The sequence below is a fragment of the Neisseria sp. HMSC064D07 genome (assembly GCF_001837185.1).
Classification (GTDB): Bacteria; Pseudomonadota; Gammaproteobacteria; order Burkholderiales; family Neisseriaceae; genus Neisseria; species Neisseria flavescens_C.
The window spans coordinates 47,480-66,522 of sequence record NZ_KV831647.1; the positions used below are offsets into that span (position 1 = coordinate 47,480).

The 19,043-nt window shown below is 51.2% G+C and carries 16 protein-coding genes and 2 pseudogenes; 10 read left to right on the forward strand and 8 right to left on the reverse strand.

What is annotated here, in order from left to right:
• Nucleotides 1–17 precede the first annotated feature (17 nt).
• The 4 genes from lptF (at nt 18) to hflX (ending at nt 4,744) form a co-directional block, all read left to right on the forward strand.
• Nucleotides 18–1,133: an LPS export ABC transporter permease LptF gene (lptF, locus tag HMPREF2608_RS01135; RefSeq protein ID WP_004519285.1), complete on the forward strand. Its 1,116-nt coding sequence runs from the start codon at nt 18–20 to the stop codon at nt 1,131–1,133.
• On the forward strand, nt 1,130–2,200 hold the full coding sequence (gene lptG / locus HMPREF2608_RS01140; RefSeq protein WP_070825691.1) for an LPS export ABC transporter permease LptG: 1,071 nt from the start codon (nt 1,130–1,132) through the stop codon (nt 2,198–2,200). The genes lptF and lptG overlap by 4 nt, the downstream gene beginning before the upstream one ends.
• 118 nt (nt 2,201–2,318) lie before the next feature.
• The gene (locus HMPREF2608_RS01145) at nt 2,319–3,539 is read left to right on the forward strand and encodes a glycosyltransferase (RefSeq protein WP_283122272.1); all 1,221 of its coding nucleotides are present in this window, start codon (nt 2,319–2,321) and stop codon (nt 3,537–3,539) included.
• A gap of 44 nt (nt 3,540–3,583) precedes the next feature.
• A complete protein-coding gene (gene hflX, locus HMPREF2608_RS01150) occupies nt 3,584–4,744 on the forward strand; it encodes a GTPase HflX (protein WP_070825692.1) in 1,161 nt (386 codons plus the stop codon).
• A 68-nt stretch (nt 4,745–4,812) separates the two neighbouring features.
• On the opposite strand, the gene HMPREF2608_RS11590 is transcribed toward hflX, so the two are convergent.
• Nucleotides 4,813–4,938, reverse strand: a complete 126-nt coding sequence (locus tag HMPREF2608_RS11590; RefSeq protein ID WP_003678791.1) for a hypothetical protein — start codon at nt 4,936–4,938, stop codon at nt 4,813–4,815.
• 362 nt (nt 4,939–5,300) lie between these two features.
• Here HMPREF2608_RS11590 and HMPREF2608_RS01155 point away from each other — a divergent pair, with 362 nt between their 5' ends.
• Both HMPREF2608_RS01155 and HMPREF2608_RS01160 read left to right on the forward strand, forming a co-directional pair.
• Nucleotides 5,301–7,787, forward strand: a complete 2,487-nt coding sequence (locus HMPREF2608_RS01155; RefSeq protein WP_070825693.1) for a heavy metal translocating P-type ATPase — start codon at nt 5,301–5,303, stop codon at nt 7,785–7,787.
• Nucleotides 7,788–7,824: 37 nt separating this feature from the next.
• Nucleotides 7,825–8,265 carry a DNA polymerase III subunit chi gene (locus HMPREF2608_RS01160; protein WP_070825694.1) on the forward strand — a complete coding sequence of 147 codons (441 nt, stop codon included), beginning with the start codon at nt 7,825–7,827 and terminating at the stop codon, nt 8,263–8,265.
• 78 nt (nt 8,266–8,343) lie between these two features.
• On the opposite strand, the gene HMPREF2608_RS01165 is transcribed toward HMPREF2608_RS01160, so the two are convergent.
• Nucleotides 8,344–9,564 carry an aspartate kinase gene (locus HMPREF2608_RS01165; protein ID WP_049330970.1) on the reverse strand — a complete coding sequence of 407 codons (1,221 nt, stop codon included), beginning with the start codon at nt 9,562–9,564 and terminating at the stop codon, nt 8,344–8,346.
• A gap of 171 nt (nt 9,565–9,735) precedes the next feature.
• Nucleotides 9,736–10,464 carry a ribonuclease PH gene (gene rph, locus HMPREF2608_RS01170; RefSeq protein WP_070825695.1) on the reverse strand — a complete coding sequence of 243 codons (729 nt, stop codon included), beginning with the start codon at nt 10,462–10,464 and terminating at the stop codon, nt 9,736–9,738.
• Nucleotides 10,465–10,602: 138 nt separating this feature from the next.
• On the opposite strand from rph, the gene HMPREF2608_RS01175 reads away from it, so the two are divergent.
• Nucleotides 10,603–11,490: a YicC/YloC family endoribonuclease gene (locus tag HMPREF2608_RS01175; protein WP_283122273.1), complete on the forward strand. Its 888-nt coding sequence runs from the start codon at nt 10,603–10,605 to the stop codon at nt 11,488–11,490.
• 205 nt (nt 11,491–11,695) lie between these two features.
• Nucleotides 11,696–12,646: a bile acid:sodium symporter family protein gene (locus HMPREF2608_RS01180; protein WP_070825696.1), complete on the forward strand. Its 951-nt coding sequence runs from the start codon at nt 11,696–11,698 to the stop codon at nt 12,644–12,646.
• Between the two features lie 68 nt (nt 12,647–12,714).
• Here HMPREF2608_RS01180 and HMPREF2608_RS01185 read toward each other — a convergent pair whose 3' ends face one another.
• Entirely contained in the window at nt 12,715–13,260 is a 546-nt protein-coding gene (locus HMPREF2608_RS01185; protein ID WP_004519303.1) for a TIGR00645 family protein, read from the reverse strand.
• Between the two features lie 195 nt (nt 13,261–13,455).
• Between HMPREF2608_RS01185 and HMPREF2608_RS01190 the strand changes: the two are divergent.
• Together HMPREF2608_RS01190 and HMPREF2608_RS10955 are read left to right on the forward strand one after the other, a co-directional pair.
• Nucleotides 13,456–14,015: pseudogene (locus HMPREF2608_RS01190) on the forward strand (TSUP family transporter); the annotation flags it as partial.
• A 1-nt stretch (nt 14,016) separates the two neighbouring features.
• Nucleotides 14,017–14,177: pseudogene (locus tag HMPREF2608_RS10955) on the forward strand (IS3 family transposase); the annotation flags it as partial.
• A 24-nt stretch (nt 14,178–14,201) separates the two neighbouring features.
• Here the strand turns inward: HMPREF2608_RS10955 and HMPREF2608_RS01195 are convergent.
• The 4 genes from HMPREF2608_RS01195 to HMPREF2608_RS01210 all read right to left on the reverse strand — a co-directional run bounded on the left by HMPREF2608_RS01195 (nt 14,202) and on the right by HMPREF2608_RS01210 (nt 18,961).
• Entirely contained in the window at nt 14,202–14,585 is a 384-nt protein-coding gene (locus HMPREF2608_RS01195; protein WP_036491551.1) for a CopM family metallochaperone, read from the reverse strand.
• 241 nt (nt 14,586–14,826) lie between these two features.
• Nucleotides 14,827–16,422 (reverse strand): peptide chain release factor 3, encoded by a 1,596-nt coding sequence (locus HMPREF2608_RS01200; RefSeq protein ID WP_070825697.1) that lies wholly within the window; start codon nt 16,420–16,422, stop codon nt 14,827–14,829.
• A 212-nt stretch (nt 16,423–16,634) separates the two neighbouring features.
• A complete protein-coding gene (locus tag HMPREF2608_RS01205) occupies nt 16,635–17,777 on the reverse strand; it encodes an NADH-dependent flavin oxidoreductase (protein ID WP_070825698.1) in 1,143 nt (380 codons plus the stop codon).
• A 119-nt stretch (nt 17,778–17,896) separates the two neighbouring features.
• Nucleotides 17,897–18,961 carry a 2,3-butanediol dehydrogenase gene (locus tag HMPREF2608_RS01210; RefSeq protein ID WP_003745670.1) on the reverse strand — a complete coding sequence of 355 codons (1,065 nt, stop codon included), beginning with the start codon at nt 18,959–18,961 and terminating at the stop codon, nt 17,897–17,899.
• Between the last annotated feature and the right edge of the window lie 82 nt (nt 18,962–19,043).

Below are 19,043 nucleotides of genomic sequence, written 5' to 3' on the forward strand. Positions count from 1 at the left end.
ATACCACGCTCAATCTTATGATTTACCAAAGAAACTTTATTAAAGAACTTTCCTTTACCGCCGTCGGCATCTTTGTCGTCCTCTTGGCGGTATTGGTGTCCACGCAGGCCATCAACCTGCTTGGCCGCGCAGCCGACGGGCGTGTCGCCATCGATGCCGTGCTGGCCTTAGTCGGCTTCTGGGTAATCGGCATGACACCGCTTTTGCTGGTGTTGACCGCATTTATCAGTACGTTGACTGTATTGACCCGCTACTGGCGCGACAGCGAAATGTCGGTTTGGCTCTCTTGCGGATTGGCATTGAAACAATGGATACGCCCGGTCATGCAGTTTGCCGTGCCGTTTGCCATTTTGATTGCCGTCATGCAGCTTTGGGTAATGCCGTGGGCAGAGTTGCGTAGCCGCGAATATGCCGAAATTTTGAAGCAGAAGCAGGAATTATCTTTGGTGGAAGCCGGCGAGTTTAATAGCTTGGGCAAGCGCAACGGCAGGGTTTATTTTGTCGAAACCTTCGATACCGAATCCGGCATCATGAAAAACCTGTTCCTGCGCGAGCAGGATAAAAATGGCAACGACAACATCGTTTTTGCCAAAGAGGGCAATTTTTCGCTGACCGACAACAAACGTACGCTTGAATTGCGCGACGGCTACCGTTACAGCGGTACGCCCGGCAAAGCCGATTACAACCGCGTTTCTTTCCAACACCTCAGCCTGATTATCAGCACTACGCCCAAACTCATCGACCCTGTATCACACCGCCGTACCATTCCGACAGCCCAACTGATTGGCAGCAGCAATCCCCAGCACCAAGCGGAATTGATGTGGCGTATTTCCTTGACCGTCAGCGTTTTGTTGCTGTGCCTGCTCGCCGTGCCGCTTTCCTATTTCAATCCGCGCAGCGGCCACACCTACAATATCTTGATTGCCATCGGTTTGTTTTTGGTTTACCAAAACGGGCTGACCTTCCTGCGCAACGCCGTGGAAGACGGCAAAATCCATTTTTGGCTCGGGCTGCTGCCTATGCACATCATCATGTTTGTGATTGCCGTCGTCCTGCTGCGCGTACGCAGTATGCCCAGCCAACCCTTTTGGCAGGCGGTTGCCAAAAGTCTGACATTGAAAGGCGGAAAATGAACCTGATTTCACGTTACATCATCCGTCAAATGGCGGTTATGGCGGTTTACGCCCTCCTTGCCTTCCTTGCTTTGTACAGCTTTTTTGAAATCATCAACGAAGTCGGCGATCTTGGAAAAGGCAGCTATAACGGCGCAAAATTGGGGCAGTATGTTTTAATGCAGATGCCTGCGCGCGCATATGAACTGATGCCGCTTGCCGTTTTGATCGGCGGCCTGATTTCCCTCAGCCAACTGGCTTCCGGCAGCGAGCTGACCGTTATCAAAGCCAGCGGCATGAGCACCAAAAAGCTGCTGTTGATTCTGTCGCAGTTCGGTTTGATTTTCGCCATTGCCACCGTCGCACTTGGCGAATGGGTCGCCCCCACGCTGAGCCAAAAAGCCGAAAACATCAAAGCCTCCGCCATCAACGGCAAAATCAGTACCGGCAATACCGGCCTTTGGCTGAAAGAAAAAAACAGCATCATCAACGTGCGCGAAATGTTGCCCGACCATACGCTTTTGGGCATCAAAATTTGGCAGCGCAACGATAAAAACGAACTGACCCAAGCGGCGGAAGCTGAATCAGCCGTTTTGAACCCAGACGGCAGCTGGCAGCTGAAAAATATCCGCCGCAGCATATTGGGCGAAGATAAAGTCGAAGTTTCTACTGCCACTGAAGAAAACTGGCCGATTTCCGTCAAACGCAATCTGATGGATGTATTGCTCGTCAAGCCCGACCAAATGTCTGTCGGCGAATTGACTACCTACATCGACCATCTGGAAAAAAACAACCAAAATACCCAAGTCTATGCCATCGCATGGTGGCGCAAGCTGGTGTATCCCGTTGCCGCATGGGTGATGGCGCTTGTTGCCTTCGCCTTTACGCCGCAAACGACGCGCCACGGCAATATGGGCTTGAAACTCTTCGGCGGTATCTGTCTCGGGTTGCTGTTCCACTTTGCCGGACGGCTCTTCGGCTTTACCAGCCAGTTGTACGGCGTGCCGCCGTTTTTGGCAGGCGCATTGCCGACGGTTTTATTTGCACTGTTGGCGGTGTATCTGATACGCCGTCAGGAAAAAAGATAAGCAAAATAAACTTCAGGCCGTCTGAAAGGCAATCTTCAGACGGCCTGAGTATTTTGTGTGCAAAAAACAAAATGCTAAAGTAAAATAATACCTTTCCAAACCAATGCGGCTATTGAAAATGTCCCAAACCATCTGCTTGAATATGATTGTCAAAAACGAAGCGGCAATCATCGAAGAAACACTGGCCAACATCACCGACCACATCAAACTTGACTACTACGTCATCAGCGACACCGGCTCGACCGATGATACCGCCGGCGTGATCCGCCGCTTTTTTGATGCAAAGGGCATCGCGGGTGAGATTCATCATGATGGTTGGCAAAATTTTGCATACAACCGCAATCAGGCGTTGAAACACGCAAAAGGCAAAACCGATTATGTGTTGATTTTTGATGCGGACGACCGCTTTGAAGGCAAATTGGAATTACCCGAACTGACCGCCGACCGCTACCGCCTCCGCATGAGAAATGCCATGGGCAGCGTGGTTTATTACCGTCCGCTGTTGTTGCGCAATGACGGTACATTCTACTGGCGCGGCGTGTTGCATGAGTTTATCGAAACCGACAAACAAGATACCAGCGAAGCCACGCTTCATGGCGACTATACGGTTCTCAGCGGCCGTTTCGGCGCGCGCAGCAATATGGCGAACAAATACCTGCTTGACGCCGTTTCTTTGGAAAAAGCGTTTTACAGTCCTGAAGATGAAGACCTGAAACAGCGTTACGCCTTTTACGCGGCGCGTTCTTATTGGGATTCTGATATGCCCGAGCGTGCGAGCGAATGGTTTAAAAAACGCATCGAATTGGGCGGTTGGATCGAGGAAGTGTCGGTTTCTTACCAACAGCTGGGCGAGTGCTACAAATTAATGGGCAAACGCGATGAAGCCTTGGCAACCTGGTTGGCAGGCTACGATTACAATCCGCGCCGTGCCGAGTGTCTCTACCTTGCGCAAACCATGCTGCGTCAGGAAGGGAAATACCGCATTTCCCATGCAATCGGCCTGATGGCGAAACGCATTCCGTTCCCAACAGACGATATTCTCTTTGTCCAAAGCAATGTTTATCAGTTGGACATCGACTATGAATTGTCGGTTACCGCATATGCGGCCGGCGATTTGCGCCAAGGCTATGAATCTTGCCGACACTTGCTCTTGCTGAATGTACGCGAGGAATTGACCACGGTGACCATGCAAAATATGTGGCTCTACCGCGAACATGCGCAAACCGAAACGCGCGAAGTATTAGAGCAGCTGGTAGCCGTCATGCAGCCTTATGCCGAGCAGGGCGGACGTTTGGCGGAAGTGACCGAATATTTTGCCGATATTTTGAAAAACCGTTAATCAGGACTTTGACCCAGCCGTCAGGCCGTCTGAAAGGAAATTTTTTGAGCAAGCGCAATCTGTTTTCCGTCGATAAATCTTTGGAGCAGCCCGAACGCGTCCTCTTGGTCGGCGTGATGCTGACGGCGGACTATTCCGGCGCAAACGAAACGCGCGAGCGCGGCTTTCAGACGGCCTTGACCGAAGCGGCAGAATTGGTGGGCGCGGCCGGCGGCGATTTGGTTTCTATCGAAACTTCACGCCGCGACAAACCGCATCCGGCTTTGTTTGTCGGTACGGGTAAGGCGGAAGAGTTAGCGGCAGTGGTCAAGCAGCATGATGTCGGGCTGGTCGTGTTCAACCACGAACTCACGCCGACACAAGAGCGTAATCTGGAAAAAGAGCTTCAATGCCGCGTACTCGACAGAGTGGGTTTGATTTTGGCGATTTTTGCTAAACGCGCCCAATCGCAGGAAGGTAAGTTGCAGGTGGAGTTGGCTCAGCTGAACCATTTGAGCGGACGGCTGGTACGCGGTTATGGACACCTGCAAAGTCAGAAGGGCGGCATCGGCTTGAAAGGGCCGGGCGAAACCCAGTTGGAAACCGACCGCCGTTTAATCGGACAAAAAATCACGGCATTGAAAAAACAGCTTGCCGATGTCCGCAAACAACGCGCCACGCGCCGCAAATCGCGCATGAGCGGCCGTCTGAAAACCTTTGCCATTGTCGGCTATACCAATGCCGGGAAATCCAGCCTGTTCAACCGGTTGACCAAAGCGGACGTATTGGCCAAAGACCAGTTGTTCGCCACTTTGGATACCACTGCGCGACGGCTTTTCCTGTCGCACGAGGCGAGCGTGATTTTGACCGATACCGTCGGCTTCGTCCGCGATTTGCCGCACAAGCTGGTGTCGGCGTTTTCCGCTACTTTGGAAGAGACGGCGATGGCGGATGTGCTACTGCACGTCGTTGATGCGTCCAATCCCGATTTTGAACGGCAGATGGACGATGTCAACGAAGTTTTGGAAGAAATCGGCGCGCATGAAATTCCGCAATTGGTGGTGTACAACAAAATCGATTTGCTGCCGTCGGGTATGCGTGAAGCAGGCATTTTGCGCGACAATTTCGGGCATGCCGTCGGCGTGAATGTTTCCGTTGCCGAAAGTTTGGGTTTGGACGGTTTGCGCGAAGCGATGATTGAATTGGCCGTACAATCAAGTGCTTGATAGTATGGAATGAAACAAGGCCGTCTGAATGTTCAGACGGCCTTACCGTAAAATTTTAAATCCGAGGATTATGCCGACAGAGGGCTTTTCTTTTTGAACACGCTTTCGTAAAGCATCCAAGCGGCGAGGCTCAGGTATACAGTGCTGGACAAAATGCCGATAACGGCGAAGATAGGCATAAGGCGATCAATCATGGTGAGGTTTCCCAATAAGTTAGTGTTATAAGTAAATGTGTGTTTTTTTTATTTCCGTCTTCGCGGAATGGCTAAAGTATGCTGCTTAAATGGATTGAGGTCAATAAAAAATGTATTGGATTTTTTAAAAAAGTTCCATTTTTACATTAAAATAATTGGAAGTTTTTAAAGATAAACGGTATTTATATGTTACCGTTCATCATTTGATAAACGGTCAATACTTTGTTTTCCATATTTTTTATAAAATTCGACAGTCTATTAATTCAAAAGTAAATGAAATGAGGCGGAAAAACGCTTTTTGCTAAAATGTAACACCCTGAAATGATTGTTTCAGGCCGTCTGAAAAATAAATCGAACACATTATGACATCTTCCACACATCCCCAAAAAAACTGCTTCCATTGCGGACTTGAAGTCCCGGAGCATCTGCATTTGACGGTTCGTTTTGAAGACGAAGAACACGAAACCTGCTGCGCCGGTTGCCAAGCGGTGGCGCAGAGTATTATTGATGCCGGTTTGGGTAATTATTACAAACAGCGTACCGCAGACGCGGAAAAATCCGAATTGCTGCCACCGGAAGTGTTGTCGCAATTAAAGCTATACGATTTGCCCGAAGTGCAGGCTGATTTTGTCGAGGTCGGTGCAGGGGATGAGCGCGAGGCGGTGTTAATGCTGGGCGGCATTACCTGCGCCGCGTGTGTGTGGCTGATTGAGCAGCAGTTGTTGCGTATGAAGGGCGTAGTGCGCGTGGATTTGAATTACAGTACCCACCGCTGCCGAGTGGTGTGGGACAGCGCCCACATTGAATTGTCGGACATTTTGCTGAAAATCCGCCAAACCGGTTATACCGCCGCGCCTTATGATGCGCAAAAAATCGAAGTGCAGGCGCAGAAGGAACGCAAACAGTTTATCGTCAGATTGGCCGTGGCCGGTCTGGGCATGATGCAGACGATGATGTTTGCCCTGCCGACTTATTTTTACGGCGGCGACATCGAGCCGCTTTATTTGGAAATCCTGCATTGGGGCGGCTTTTTGATGGTGTTGCCCGTTGTGTTTTACAGCGCGTTGCCGTTTTACCGCGGCGCATGGCGTGACTGGAAAAACCGCCGTGTCGGCATGGATACGCCGATTGCCATTGCCATTGTGATGACCTTTATCGCCGGTATTTACAGCTTGGCTACCAACGCAGGGCAGGGCATGTATTTTGAATCCATCGCTATGCTGCTGTTTTTCTTGTTGGGCGGGCGTTTTATGGAACAGATTGCCCGACGCAAAGCAGGCGATGCGGCGGAGCGGTTGGTCAAACTGGTTCCGGCATTCTGCCACCGTTTGCCGTCTTATCCGGAAAGCGAAGCCATCGAGGAAGCTGCAGTCGTCCGCCTCAATATCGGCGATACGATTGTTGTGAAGCCTGGCGAAGTCATTCCGGTGGACGGTACGGTTTTGTCCGGCGAAAGCGAAGTTAACGAAGCCATGTTGACCGGTGAAAGCCTGCCTATCGTGAAAAGACCGTCTGAAAAAGTAACCGCCGGCACGCTCAACACCAGCAGCCCTTTAATCATCCGCACTGACCATACCGGCGGCAACACGCGCCTGTCCTATATCGTCAAACTGCTTGACCGCGCGTTGGCGCAAAAACCGCGTGCCGCCGAGTTGGCCGAGAAATACGCGTCCAGTTTTGTGTTTGGCGAACTCTTGCTTGCGATTCCTGTTTTTATCGGCTGGGCTTGGTATGCAGATGCACACACCGCCCTATGGATTACCGTTGCCCTGCTGGTCATTACCTGCCCGTGTGCCTTGTCGCTTGCAACTCCGACTGCGCTGGCTGCTTCGACCGGTGCGCTGGCCAAAGACGGCATTCTCATCAGCGGCAAACAAAGCCTGGAAACGCTTGCCCAAATTGACGACGTCGTGTTCGATAAAACCGGTACGTTGACCAAAGGGCAGCTTTCCGTCAGCCGTATATTATCTGCAGGCCGTCTGAACGAGGCCCAGGCCCTTGCCATTGCCCAAACATTGGAACAGCAATCCGAACACCCCATCGCCCGTGCCATTTTGAACCATACGCTTTCAGACGGCCCTGTATCCGCGCTTGATGTGAAAGTGCAGCAACGGGTCAACCGTATCGGACACGGCGTCAGCGCGCAAATCGAATTGGATGGCGAAACCCAAGTTTGGGCTTTGGGCAAAGCGGCATTTGTTTCGGAAATTGCCGGTAATCTGCCTGAAACATTTGCCCATATCGACCACGCAGGCGGCATTATTTTCTTGGGAAATCAAAGCGGTTTTCAGACGGCCTTTTTATTGGAAGACCAAATCAAAGACAGCGCCGCTAAAATGTTGCAAAACCTGAAACAACACGGCATCCGTCTGCACCTTTTAAGCGGCGACCGTCAAGCTGCCGTAGCCCAAGTCGCGCAAGAGCTGGGTTTGGATGCCTATCGTGCCGAAGCCACGCCTGAAGACAAACTGGCTTATGTGGAAAATCTGCAAAAACAAGGGCGTAAAGTCATGATGATCGGCGACGGGATCAACGATGCCCCCGTCCTTGCCCAAGCCGACGTGTCGGCCGCCGTGGCCACGAGTGCCGATGTGGCGCGAGACGGTGCGGATGTGGTTTTGCTCAATGATGATTTGAACGTTTTGCCCGTGATGATGGAACAGGCACGCCGCACCCATCAAATTATCCGCCAAAACCTGACTTGGGCTAGCGCATACAATCTGGTTGCCGTTCCGCTGGCCGTGTTTGGTTACGTTACCCCGTGGATCGCCGCGCTCGGCATGAGTTTCAGCTCGCTGCTGGTGTTGGGCAATGCCTTGAGATTGTTGAAAACCAAAAAGGCCGTCTGAAACCGGCCAATCCATTGCCTAAACGAAAGAATACGCCATGCCTAAAGCCACTTTTTATACACACGTAGCCCGCCCGGCCGCCTTTGCCTGCCGCCTGATTGCGCGCGCCATACGCGATGGCGGGCAGATTTTGGTGTGGTCGGATTCTGCCGCGGCAGTGCAGCAACTAGACGTTGATTTTTGGCAGCAAATTCCCGAAAGCTTTATTCCGCATGAAGTCTGGCTGCCTACCGATCCCATGCCGTCTGAAACGCCGGTATTGCTTGCGTTTGGAAATGCATTGCCGAATATTCCGCAAGATTGCACGGTTTTAAACCTGTCTGCCGTTTTCTGGAGCCAAGCTCCAGCCATTCCAAACCGTATCCTTGAAATTGTGGGCAACAGCTTTGAAGATTTGGCCGAAGCCCGAGACCGTTTCCGAGCTTATCGTCAGAGCGGATTTGAGATTGAGCATTTTTCGAGAGAAGGGAAGGATTGAGGGTTGAAACAGTAAGGTTTTAATATAAAAGGCCGTCTGAAACAATAAAGTTTCAGACGGCCTTTTAACAAGTTGAAATTAGTTGCCTAAATCGAATGCTTTGTGCAGAACGCGGGTAGCCAGTTCCATGTATTTTTCGTCAATCAGGACGGATACTTTGATTTCGGAAGTTGAAATCATTTGGATGTTGATGCCTTCTTCTGCGAGGGTGCGGAAGATTTTGGCAGCTACGCCGACGTGTGAACGCATGCCCAAGCCGACTGCGGAGACTTTGCATACGGTGTCGTCGCCGTCGATGTAAGCGGCGCCGATGCTGTCTTGACGTTGTTGCAGCAGTTCGATGGTTTGTTTGTAGTCGCCGCGTGGAACGGTGAAGGAGAAGTCGGTTGTGCCTTCACTGCCGACATTTTGGATGATCATGTCGACTTCGATGTTGGCATCGGCAACTGCGCCGAGGATTTGGTAGGCAACGCCGGGTTTGTCAGGTACGCCGCGTACGTTGATGCGTGCTTGGTTTTTGTCGAATGCGATACCGGTTACGGCTGCTCTTTCCATGTTGTCGTCCTCTTCAAAGGTAATCAGGGTGCCGTCGCCGCCATCTTGCAGGCTGCTGAGTACGCGCAGGCGCACTTTGTATTTTCCGGCGAATTCTACGGAGCGGATTTGTAAAACTTTTGAGCCGAGGCTGGCCAGTTCGATCATTTCTTCAAAAGTGATCGTGTCCATGCGGCGCGCTTCGGGTACGACGCGCGGGTCGGTGGTGTAAACACCGTCCACGTCGGTGTAAATTTGGCATTCGTCGGCTTTGAGGGCTGCGGCGATGGCAACGGCGGAGGTGTCCGAACCGCCGCGGCCGAGGGTTGAGATATTGCCTTCGCTGCTGATGCCTTGGAAACCGGCTACGATAACGACTTTACCGTCAGCCAAATCGGCACGCATTCTTTCGTCGTCGATATTTTCGATGCGGGCTTTGGTGTGGGAAGTGTCGGTTTGGAGGGCGACTTGCCAGCCGGTGTAGCTCTTGGCGTCAACGCCGATGTCTTTCAGGGCCATGGCCAGTAGGCCGATGGTTACTTGTTCGCCGGTGGCAAGGACGACGTCGAGTTCGCGCGGATCGGGATGCTCTTGCATTTCGTGCGCCAGTGCGACCAGTCGGTTGGTTTCGCCGCTCATGGCGGATACGACGACTACGATGTCGTGTCCTTCGGCGCGGGCTTTGGCGACACGTTTGGCTACGTTTTTGATGCGTTCGGGCGAGCCTACTGATGTGCCGCCGTATTTATGTACGATTAACGCCATGTTTCGTGCTTTCTTGTGGGGGTTGTCGGGCAGCTTGGTTTGCTGGAAAAAGGGTTATTATTACTATTTTTTACATGGAATTCAAGGATAGAACGCGCTTTTTTGAGTAAATACGCATAAAGGGGTTTGGTTAAAAAAGGCCGTCTGAAAGTTTTCAGACGGCCTTGCTGATTATCGGACTAAAAGGGCAGCCTGCTGGTGTTGAACCAATTCGGCAATGCCTTTATGCGCGAGGGCAATGAGTTTGCCCAATTCTTCGATGCTGAACGGTGCGCCTTCGGCCGTACCTTGGATTTCGATGATTTTGCCGGATGCGGTCATGATGATGTTAACGTCACTGTCGCAGCCTGAATCTTCGGGATAGTCCAAGTCCAAAAGCGGTACACCGCCCACCACGCCGGCGGAAACGGCGGCAACGGCTTCACGGATGGGGTTTTCGCTGATAAGGCCGTCTGAAAGCAGTTTGTCCACGGCGATTTGCAGGGCAACGTAGGCACCGGTAATGGAGGCGGTACGCGTGCCGCCGTCGGCTTGGATGACGTCGCAGTCAATCAGGATTTGGCGTTCACCGAGTTTTTCCATATCGACGACGGCGCGTAGCGAGCGGCCGATCAGGCGTTGGATTTCTTGTGTGCGGCCGGACTGTTTGCCTGCGGCGGCCTCGCGGCGCATACGGGAGGCGGTGGAAGCCGGCAACATACCGTATTCGGCCGTTACCCAGCCTTGTTCTTTACCGCGCAGGAACGGTGGGACATTTTCGTCGATAGAGGCGGTGCAAATCACTTTGGTGTTGCCGCACTCGATAAGGCAGGAACCGTCGGCGTGGGGAAGAAAGTTTGGGGTAATTTTGATATTGCGCAGGCTGTCGGCGGCGCGGCCGGTGCGGGTGTAGTCGCTCATGATGGTCCTTTGGGAGGAATAAAAAATAGCTTGCCTTGAATTATAGAGGAATTTGGCATCAAAGGCCGTCTGAAAATCGTCGGTCGGGTGTGTTATAGTGTCCATACTTTCACTCGTATTTGGAAACGGAGTAAAACCATGGCTACAAGACGAACTATTCAAATCCACAGCATGACCGGCTTTGCTAATGCCGCAGGCGAATGCGGCGGCAAGCGGATTAATTTGGAAATCCGCGCGGTCAACCATCGTTATTTGGATGTTCAATTCCGTATGCCGGAAGAGTTGCGCTATTTGGAAGGCGCGTTGCGCGAACAGATTGCCGCGGCTGTGGCACGCGGTAAATTGGAGTGCCGTGTTCAGCTGCAAGATGCGGCTTCTGGCGGTCAGACTTTGGAAGTCAATCAGGATTTGGTCGCACAGCTGGCGCATTTGAACAAAGAATGGCGTAAGGAACACAATTTCGGCAAACTGAGCGTGGCAGACGTTTTGCGTTTCCCCGGCGTTTTGGCAGGCCAGGGCGAAGATGCCGAGGCTTTGGCCAAAGGCGTTAAAGATTTATTGACCAGCGCTTTGAAAGAGTTTACAGCCGCCCGCAAACGCGAAGGCAAAAAACTGGGCGAGCACCTGCTGCAACGCCTGGATGGCATGGAAGAGATTGTGGACGCTTTGAACGAATTGTTCCCCAGCCTTCTGCAAGCGCATATGGATAAAGTCAAAACCCGTTTGGCAGAAGCCGTCGGCAATATCGACAACGACCGTTTGCAACAGGAATTTGCTTTATTCATCCAAAAATCCGATGTGGATGAGGAATTCAGCCGTTTGCGCACCCATATCGCCGAAGTGCGCCGCATCGTTACCGAAGGCAAGGGCAGCGTAGGCAAACGTTTGGACTTCTTGATGCAAGAGTTGAATCGTGAAGCCAATACCTTGGGCAGCAAAGCCATCGCCGCCGAATGCACGCAAGCTTCTGTCGAACTGAAAGTCTTAATCGAACAAATGCGCGAACAGGTTCAAAATATCGAATAAATCGATAACGAACGGATAAAACAAGGCTGTCTGAAAAAGTTTCAGACGGCCTTTGTGTTGATATTGGGTGGAGTCAGTGTGGTTTGTTTTTAAACATTATTGGATGATGGATTTCCTGTTTCGTTACTGTAATTGCGCACAAGAGTTAACATGTGTTAAATTATGGCAATTATTGTCATGATAAAAACATACAAAGGAGTAAAATATGAACTTTCTGACCGCTATCAGTCGGCAAATGACCCGCTTCACCGCCCTGATTATCGTCCTTGCCTCCATCATCGCCTTTATTGAACCTGCCACTTTTTCGTGGGTAAAAGGCGATACGCAAGTCGTTGTACTCGGCATTATCATGCTCGGTATGGGCATGACTTTGGGCAAAGAAGATTATCAAATTCTGGCGCAACGTCCGCTCGATATTTTCATCGGCGCAATCGCTCAATACACGATTATGCCGCTGCTTGCCATCGGTATTGCCAAAGCCTTTGACCTTTCGCCCGGATTGACGCTGGGTCTGGTTTTAGTCGGTACCTGCCCGGGCGGTGTTTCGTCCAATATCATGAGTTTTTTGGCTAAAGGCGATGTTGCCTTTTCGGTTGGCATGACCACCGTCTCCACCGTCCTCGCGCCTGTAATGACGCCGCTGTGGATGACTTATTTGGTCGGACAAACTGTCGAAATGGACGGCTGGGGTATGTTCAAATTTATGCTGCTCGTTACCCTGTTGCCTGTCGTTATCGGTTCTGTCGCCAATATCTTGCTGCATAAAAAACATTGGTTTGAAGACGTGCGCGCGATTATGCCTGCCGTTGCCGTTGCCGCGTTTGCCTGCATCGTCGGCGGCGTTGCTGCCGTTCACGGCCACCGTTTCGCCGAATCCGCCTTCGTTATGGTACTGGCCATCGCTGCCCACAACATCGGCGGCTACATCCTCGGCTATTACAGCGGCGCACTGACCGGCATGAATACCGCCAAAAAACGCACCCTTGCCATCGAAGTCGGCGTACAAAATGCCGGACTTGCGACCGGTTTGAGTGCTAAATTTTTCCCCGGTAATGCCGAGTCCGCCGTTGCCGCCGCTGTTGCCTGTGTTTGGCACTCCGTATCGGGAACGGTTTTGGGCAATTTGTTTGCCTGGTGGGACAAGCGTAAGCAATAAGCTGTAAACATTGCCAGATAACAAAAGGCCGTCTGAAATATTTCAGACGGCCTTTTGATTGCTTTTTATCAATGCGCTTTATGCGTCGTGCTGTACACGATTTTGTCTGTTAAAGCCATGGCGAGGGCGGAAATCAGGAAGCAGATGTGGGTAATACATTGCCACATGATTTGTTTTTCCGACAGATTGGCGGCGTTGAGGAAGGTTTGCAGCAGATGGATGGAGGAAATGCTGATGATGGACATCGACAGCTTAACCTTTAAAACCGAAGCATTAACATGACTGAGCCATTCGGGCTGGTCGGGATGTTCGTCAACATGGAGGCGGGAAACGAAGGTCTCGTAGCCGCCGACAATGACCATGGTCAACAGGTTGGCAATCATCACGACATCAATCAGGTTCAATACGGCGATCATGATGGTGTTTTCATCCATGATGCTGAAATTGGATACCAAGTGCCACAAGGATTTGAGGAACTTACAGGCATAAATGACTTGGGCGATAATTAAGCCTATATAAATCGGCAGTTGCAACCAGCGGCTGGCGAAAATGAAATGCGCGAAGATGCCCATTCGGTCGTGGGCTGTGCGTTTGGTCGGGGTGGAATGTTCCATAAAATGTGTTGTGTGTAGGAAAGATAAGGGGCGGCATTTTAATGGAAAAATTTTTAAGCCGCAATTTGAGCGGTTGAATTTAAAAAGAAAGGCCGTCTGAAAACAGGATATTGTTTCTTGTTTTCAGACGGCCTTGTAGGTTGTCAGGATAGGCAAATACGCGCAAAATCGCTTTGCTTTTTAGAGATGGACATTATGCTTGCAGATTCGTTTTTTTATTATCTGGTGTTGGTCGGCTTTGCCGCAGGGCTGATGGATGCGGCCGTTGGCGGCGGAGGGCTGTTGCAGATTTCCGGATTATTCAACCTATTGCCAAACGCTACGCCTGTGGCCTCGGTGATGGGTGTCAATAAATTTGCTTCCTGCTGCGGCACGTTGACCGCGACGGTGCAATACCTGCGCCGAATTTCCGTGCCGTGGAAAATGCTGCTGCCTGCCGCGGCGTTGGCATTTGCCGCTTCATATTTGGGCGCGAAAACGGTGGTGTTTTCCCCGTGCAATACATGAAACCGGCAATGCTGGTCATCATGATTGCCATGTGTCTGTACACTTTTTTGAAAAAAGACTTGGGGCAGACGGTGCGCACTGAAAAGCTGACGCGCCGCGAAACCTTATGGGGCTTATTTTTCGGCGCGTTAATCAGGTTTTACGACGGCGTGTTCGGGCCGGGGACGGGCAGCCTGCTGGCTTTTGTGTTCGTCCGCTTTTACGGCTATGATTTTTTAGCGGCCAACGCTTCGGCAAAGGTCATCAATTGGACGATTAAAAATGGAATGTTATTACGGTAAATGATTTGAGACGTTCTAACAACTGGAAAAACGATTCATGAGTACATTCATTATTACAACCATGAGCGCATTCAGGGGAAACTAAAAGGACTGAGCTCTGTGAATTACAGAACTCAGTCCTTGAACTAAATCAGTCTAACTTTTGGGGTCAGATCATTTTACGGAGCTTTTTTTGTTGTGTGCTTTAAGCCATTTTTGCATTTGTTCAATTTCCGCTTGTTGTGCGTTAATAATATCCTCAGCAAGCTTACGCATTTCAGGATCCTTTCCGTATTTTAATTCAACTTCCGCCATTTTTACTGCGCCAATATGGTGTGGCAACATACCTGCTGCAAAAGCAACATCAGGATCTTTATATTGCGCAGCTGCCATCATGTCTTGATTCATTTGATTCATACCTTGCATTAATTCTTGTTGCATTGCAGAATCTGTCGACATTGGCATATTCATGTGTGCTTGATGCGGTTGTTCATTAGCTTGGGCATAATTTGAAATTGCAACAGCGCTAAGTGTGATAAAAGTCATAAGTTTTTTCATGTTTTTCGCCTATGTGATAACTGAAGGAGCACAAATTATGAACTTTGACCTAAGGTTAAAGTCAACATTTATTCCGAAAATGTTTGGTGAGGTGCTAAAAGCTAAAATAAGACAATATTTGAGCTGCGTTACGGATTTATGTTGCTGCTGTGCCTGACCATTGGGAAGTTTGCTTGGGATTTATTGGGTTGATATCGAATGAAAAAAAGGCCGTCTGAAAGTTTCAGACGGCCTTTGTGTTTTACAGTTTAACTGAATGCTCGCGCGTTTCGTGGAACACGATGTCCGGCCAGCGTTCTTGCGTCAGATTCAGGTTGACGCGGTTAGGCGCGAGGTAGGCGAGGTTGCCGCCAGCGTCTATCGAAAGGTTGCCTGCGTTGGCTTTTTCAAATTCCGCCAGTTTTTTCTTGTCTTCGCACGATACCCAGCGCGCCGACCAGATGGATGCGCTGTCGAACACGGCTTCTACGCCGTATTCGTTAGCGAGGCGCGAGGTAACGACTTCAAACTGCAACACGCCGACCGCACCTAAAATCAAATCTGCGCCGCTCATCGGTTTGAAAACCTGTACCGCGCCTTCTTCGCCGAGCTGTTGCAAGCCTTTTTGCAGTTGCTTGATTTTCAGCGGGTTTTTGATGCGGACGCTGCGGAACAGTTCGGGTGCGAAGAAGGGGATGCCGGTGAACGCCAGTTGCTCGCCTTCGGAGAAGCTGTCGCCGATTTGGATGTTGCCGTGGTTCGGGATGCCGATGATGTCGCCGGCGTAGGCTTCTTCCACCAATTCGCGGTCGTGCGACATGAACGTTACCACGCTGGAGGCGGCGATTTCGCGGTTGATGCGCAGGTGTTTCATCTTCATACCGCGCTCGAATTTGCCGGAGCAGACGCGCAAGAAGGCGATGCGGTCGCGGTGTTTTGGATCCATATTGGCTTGGATTTTAAAGATAAATCCGGAAAATTTCGGCTCGTCCGGCTCGACCATGCGCACGGTCGCGTCGCGCGGTTTCGGCGCAGGCGCCCATTCAATCAATGAATTGAGGATTTCCTGAATACCGAAGTTGTTAATCGCCGAGCCGAAGAACACGGGCGTGAGCTCACCGGCGAGAAATTCGTCGAGATTGAACTCGTTGGAAGCCGCCTGCACCAATTCGATTTCGTCGCGCAACTGTTGGATTTCCAACGGAAAGCGTTGTTCCAATTCGGGATTGTCGATGCCTTTGATGATGTCGAACTCGTGCGGCAGGCGTTCGCCGCCCGCTTCAAAGAGATAGATTTCGTCGTTCAGGATGTGGTACACACCTTTGAAATTTTTACCCATGCCGATTGGCCAGGTTACGGGCGCGCAGCGGATTTGCAGGATGTTTTCCACTTCGTCCAGCAATTCCAAAGAGTCGCGCACTTCGCGGTCGTATTTGTTCATGAACGTGACAATCGGCGTATTGCGCAGGCGGCAGACGTTCAAGAGTTTGATGGTTTGCGCTTCCACACCTTTTGCCGCGTCGATGACCATCAAGGCGCTGTCAACGGCGGTCAAAACGCGGTAGGTGTCTTCGGAGAAGTCTTGGTGTCCCGGCGTGTCCAAGAGGTTGACGGTGTGGTCTTTGTAGTCGAACTGCATTACAGACGAAGCCACGGAAATGCCGCGCTGCTTCTCGATTTCCATCCAGTCGGAAGTAGCAAATTTGCCGGTTTTCTTGCCTTTTACCGTCCCCGCGCTCTGAATCGCACCTGAAAACAGCAAGAGTTTTTCGGTCAGCGTGGTTTTACCCGCGTCAGGGTGGGAGATGATGGCAAACGTGCGGCGGCGGCGCACTTGGTCGAGGATTTCTTGGGACATGGTTTTCTTTGCAAAAAGTTTCAGGCCGCTTTTCAGACGGCCTGAAGGATATGGGTGTTGGAAAACAGGCTAAAATAAGGGCGTGTGCGACACGCCCTGCAATAGATTGAAAGATGCGGAATTGTACAAAAAAATGCTTGATAATTCAATGTTTGCACCAAACCAAAGGCCGTCTGAAAAGTTTCAGACGGCCTTATGCTATGAATCGATGATTAAATATCCATCGGTTTCCATTCCGCGCCTTTTACCGGCGGCAGCCATGATTGCGTACCGCTGGAGGCAAATCCCCACAAGGTGTCGGGGAGGCCGTAATGGTCGGCGCGTGTCGGGTCGAGTTGCGTTTCGATTTCAGCTTCGCGGCCTTCGCGGATTTGCGTGGCGATGTGCGGATTAATCATCACAGTTTTGCCCAAGGCGATAAATTCTGCACAACCGGTTTCATAGGCGGCCAAAATTTGGTCGGCGGTAAACAGGTTGCCCACGCCGATAAGCGGCAGTTTGCCGTTGATGCGTTCGTGGATAAACTGCATACGGGTTTGGGCGGTATCGCCGCCGCGACGGATTTTTTTATCAAATTCCCACAGGGAAACGTGCAGATATTGCAGCGGTTTTTGTACCAATGCGTCAATCAATGCGCCGGTTTCGGTCATGGTTAAGCCGTCATCGCCCGGTTCTTCAGGGGAGAAGCGGTAGCCGATAATGAAGTCATTGCGCTGGTGTTTTTCACGGACGGCAACCACGGCATCGATAACGGCCAGCGGGAAGCGCATTCTGTTTTCCAGGCTGCCGCCCCATTGGTCGTTGCGGCGGTTGCTTTGGGCAGAGTAAAACTGTTGTATTAAATAGCCGTTCGCGCCGTGGATTTCCACGCCGTCAAAACCGGCACGAAGCGCCAAATCGGCGGCTTGCGCATAAGAGGCGATGAGTACTTCGACTTCTTCTGCGGTCGCTTCGCGTGCGTGTTCGGTTTCGCTGGCAGAAGCGCTGATTTTGTCGAGACCGTCCAAAAGGTCATCAATGGCTTTGGAACCGCCGTGATGGATTTGCAAGATCGCTTTTGCGCCTTGCTGTTGTAGGATTTGTGCAGTTTCTTTCAGGCTGTCGAGGCAGTGTTCGCCTGTGGCTTCAGGTTGGCCGTGAAAGGCTTTGCCGTCTTTTTGAACCAAAGTGGCGGCAGTGATAAACAGGCCCATATCGCCTGCGCGGTTGTTGAGGAAGGTACGCTCTTGGTCGCTGATCAAACCGTCGGCTTGTGAGCCGAAATGGGTCATGGGGGCGACGACAAGGCGGTTTTTGATGGTTACGCCGTTATTGAGGGTGTATGTTTGGAAGAGTGGGGCGTATTTTGGATTCATGAGATTTTGCTCTTGATAAGTGAATGGTCGGCATAGAATTGGGCCATTCGGGAATTTATCAAGTACACAGGCCGTCTGAAAAGTTTCAGACGGCCTGTTTTATTCTTTAAGCCTTAGGATTAAAGATTAGGATTGACAATGATTTTTACTGCGGATTCGTTGTTGTGGATCAAGCGCTCGAAGCCTTCGGAAATCAATTCGTCCAGTTTGATGCGTTGGGTGATGAAAGGCTCAAGGTTGATTTTGCCTTCTTCAACCAATTTGATGGTTTCGGCGTGGTCGTTGCAGTAGGCGATGGTGCCGCGCACGTCCAGCTCTTTCATCACAACGCTGTGGACGTTGATGGTAGCGGGGTGGCTCCAAATGGATACGATGACGACTTTCGCAGTCGGACGGCACGCTTCGACCATGGTGTCCAGCACTTTGTTGACGCTGGTGCATTCGAATGCAACGTCTACGCCTTCGCCGTTGGTCAGTTTTTTCACTTCTTCGACGACATCGACTTCGGATGGGTCGAGGATGTAGTCGGCCACGCCGGCTTCGCGTGCTTTGTCTTTACGTGCTTTGCTCAATTCGGTGATGATGACTTTGATGCCTTTGGCTTTCAGTACGGCAGCCAACAGCAAACCGATTGGGCCTGCACCGCCGACCAATGCAACATCGCCTTCTTTCGCACCACTGCGTACATAAGCATGGTGGCCGACAGACAGAGGCTCAATCAAAGCAGCTTGGTCCAATGGGATTTTGTCGGAAATAGGGTGTACCCAACGGCGTTTGACGGCGATTTTTTCAGACAAGCCGCCACCGCAGCCGCCCAAGCCGATGAAGTTCATGTCTTTGGAGAGGTGGTAGTTGCTGCCTTCGCCGGTCGGTACATCGTCGCGGATGATGTAGGGTTCGACAACAACGTGTTGGCCGACTTTGATGTCGTCCACGCCTTCGCCTACGGCATAAACCACGCCGGAGAACTCGTGACCCATGGTTACAGGGGCTGACTCGCCGGAGATTGGGTGCGGATGGCCGCAAGGCGGAATGAAAATCGGGCCTTCCATGAATTCGTGCAGGTCGGTACCGCAGATACCGCACCAAGCAACATTGATGCCGACAGTACCCGGAGCTACGGTTGGCTCTGGAATGTCTTCGATGCGGATGTCGCCTTTGTTATAAAAACGTGCTGCTTTCATTGTAACGCTCCTTTTTTAAAGTGGAGGCCGTCTGAAAAAGACGGTCAATTAGGGAAAGGGAAGCAGTGTGGCGTGTGAAATG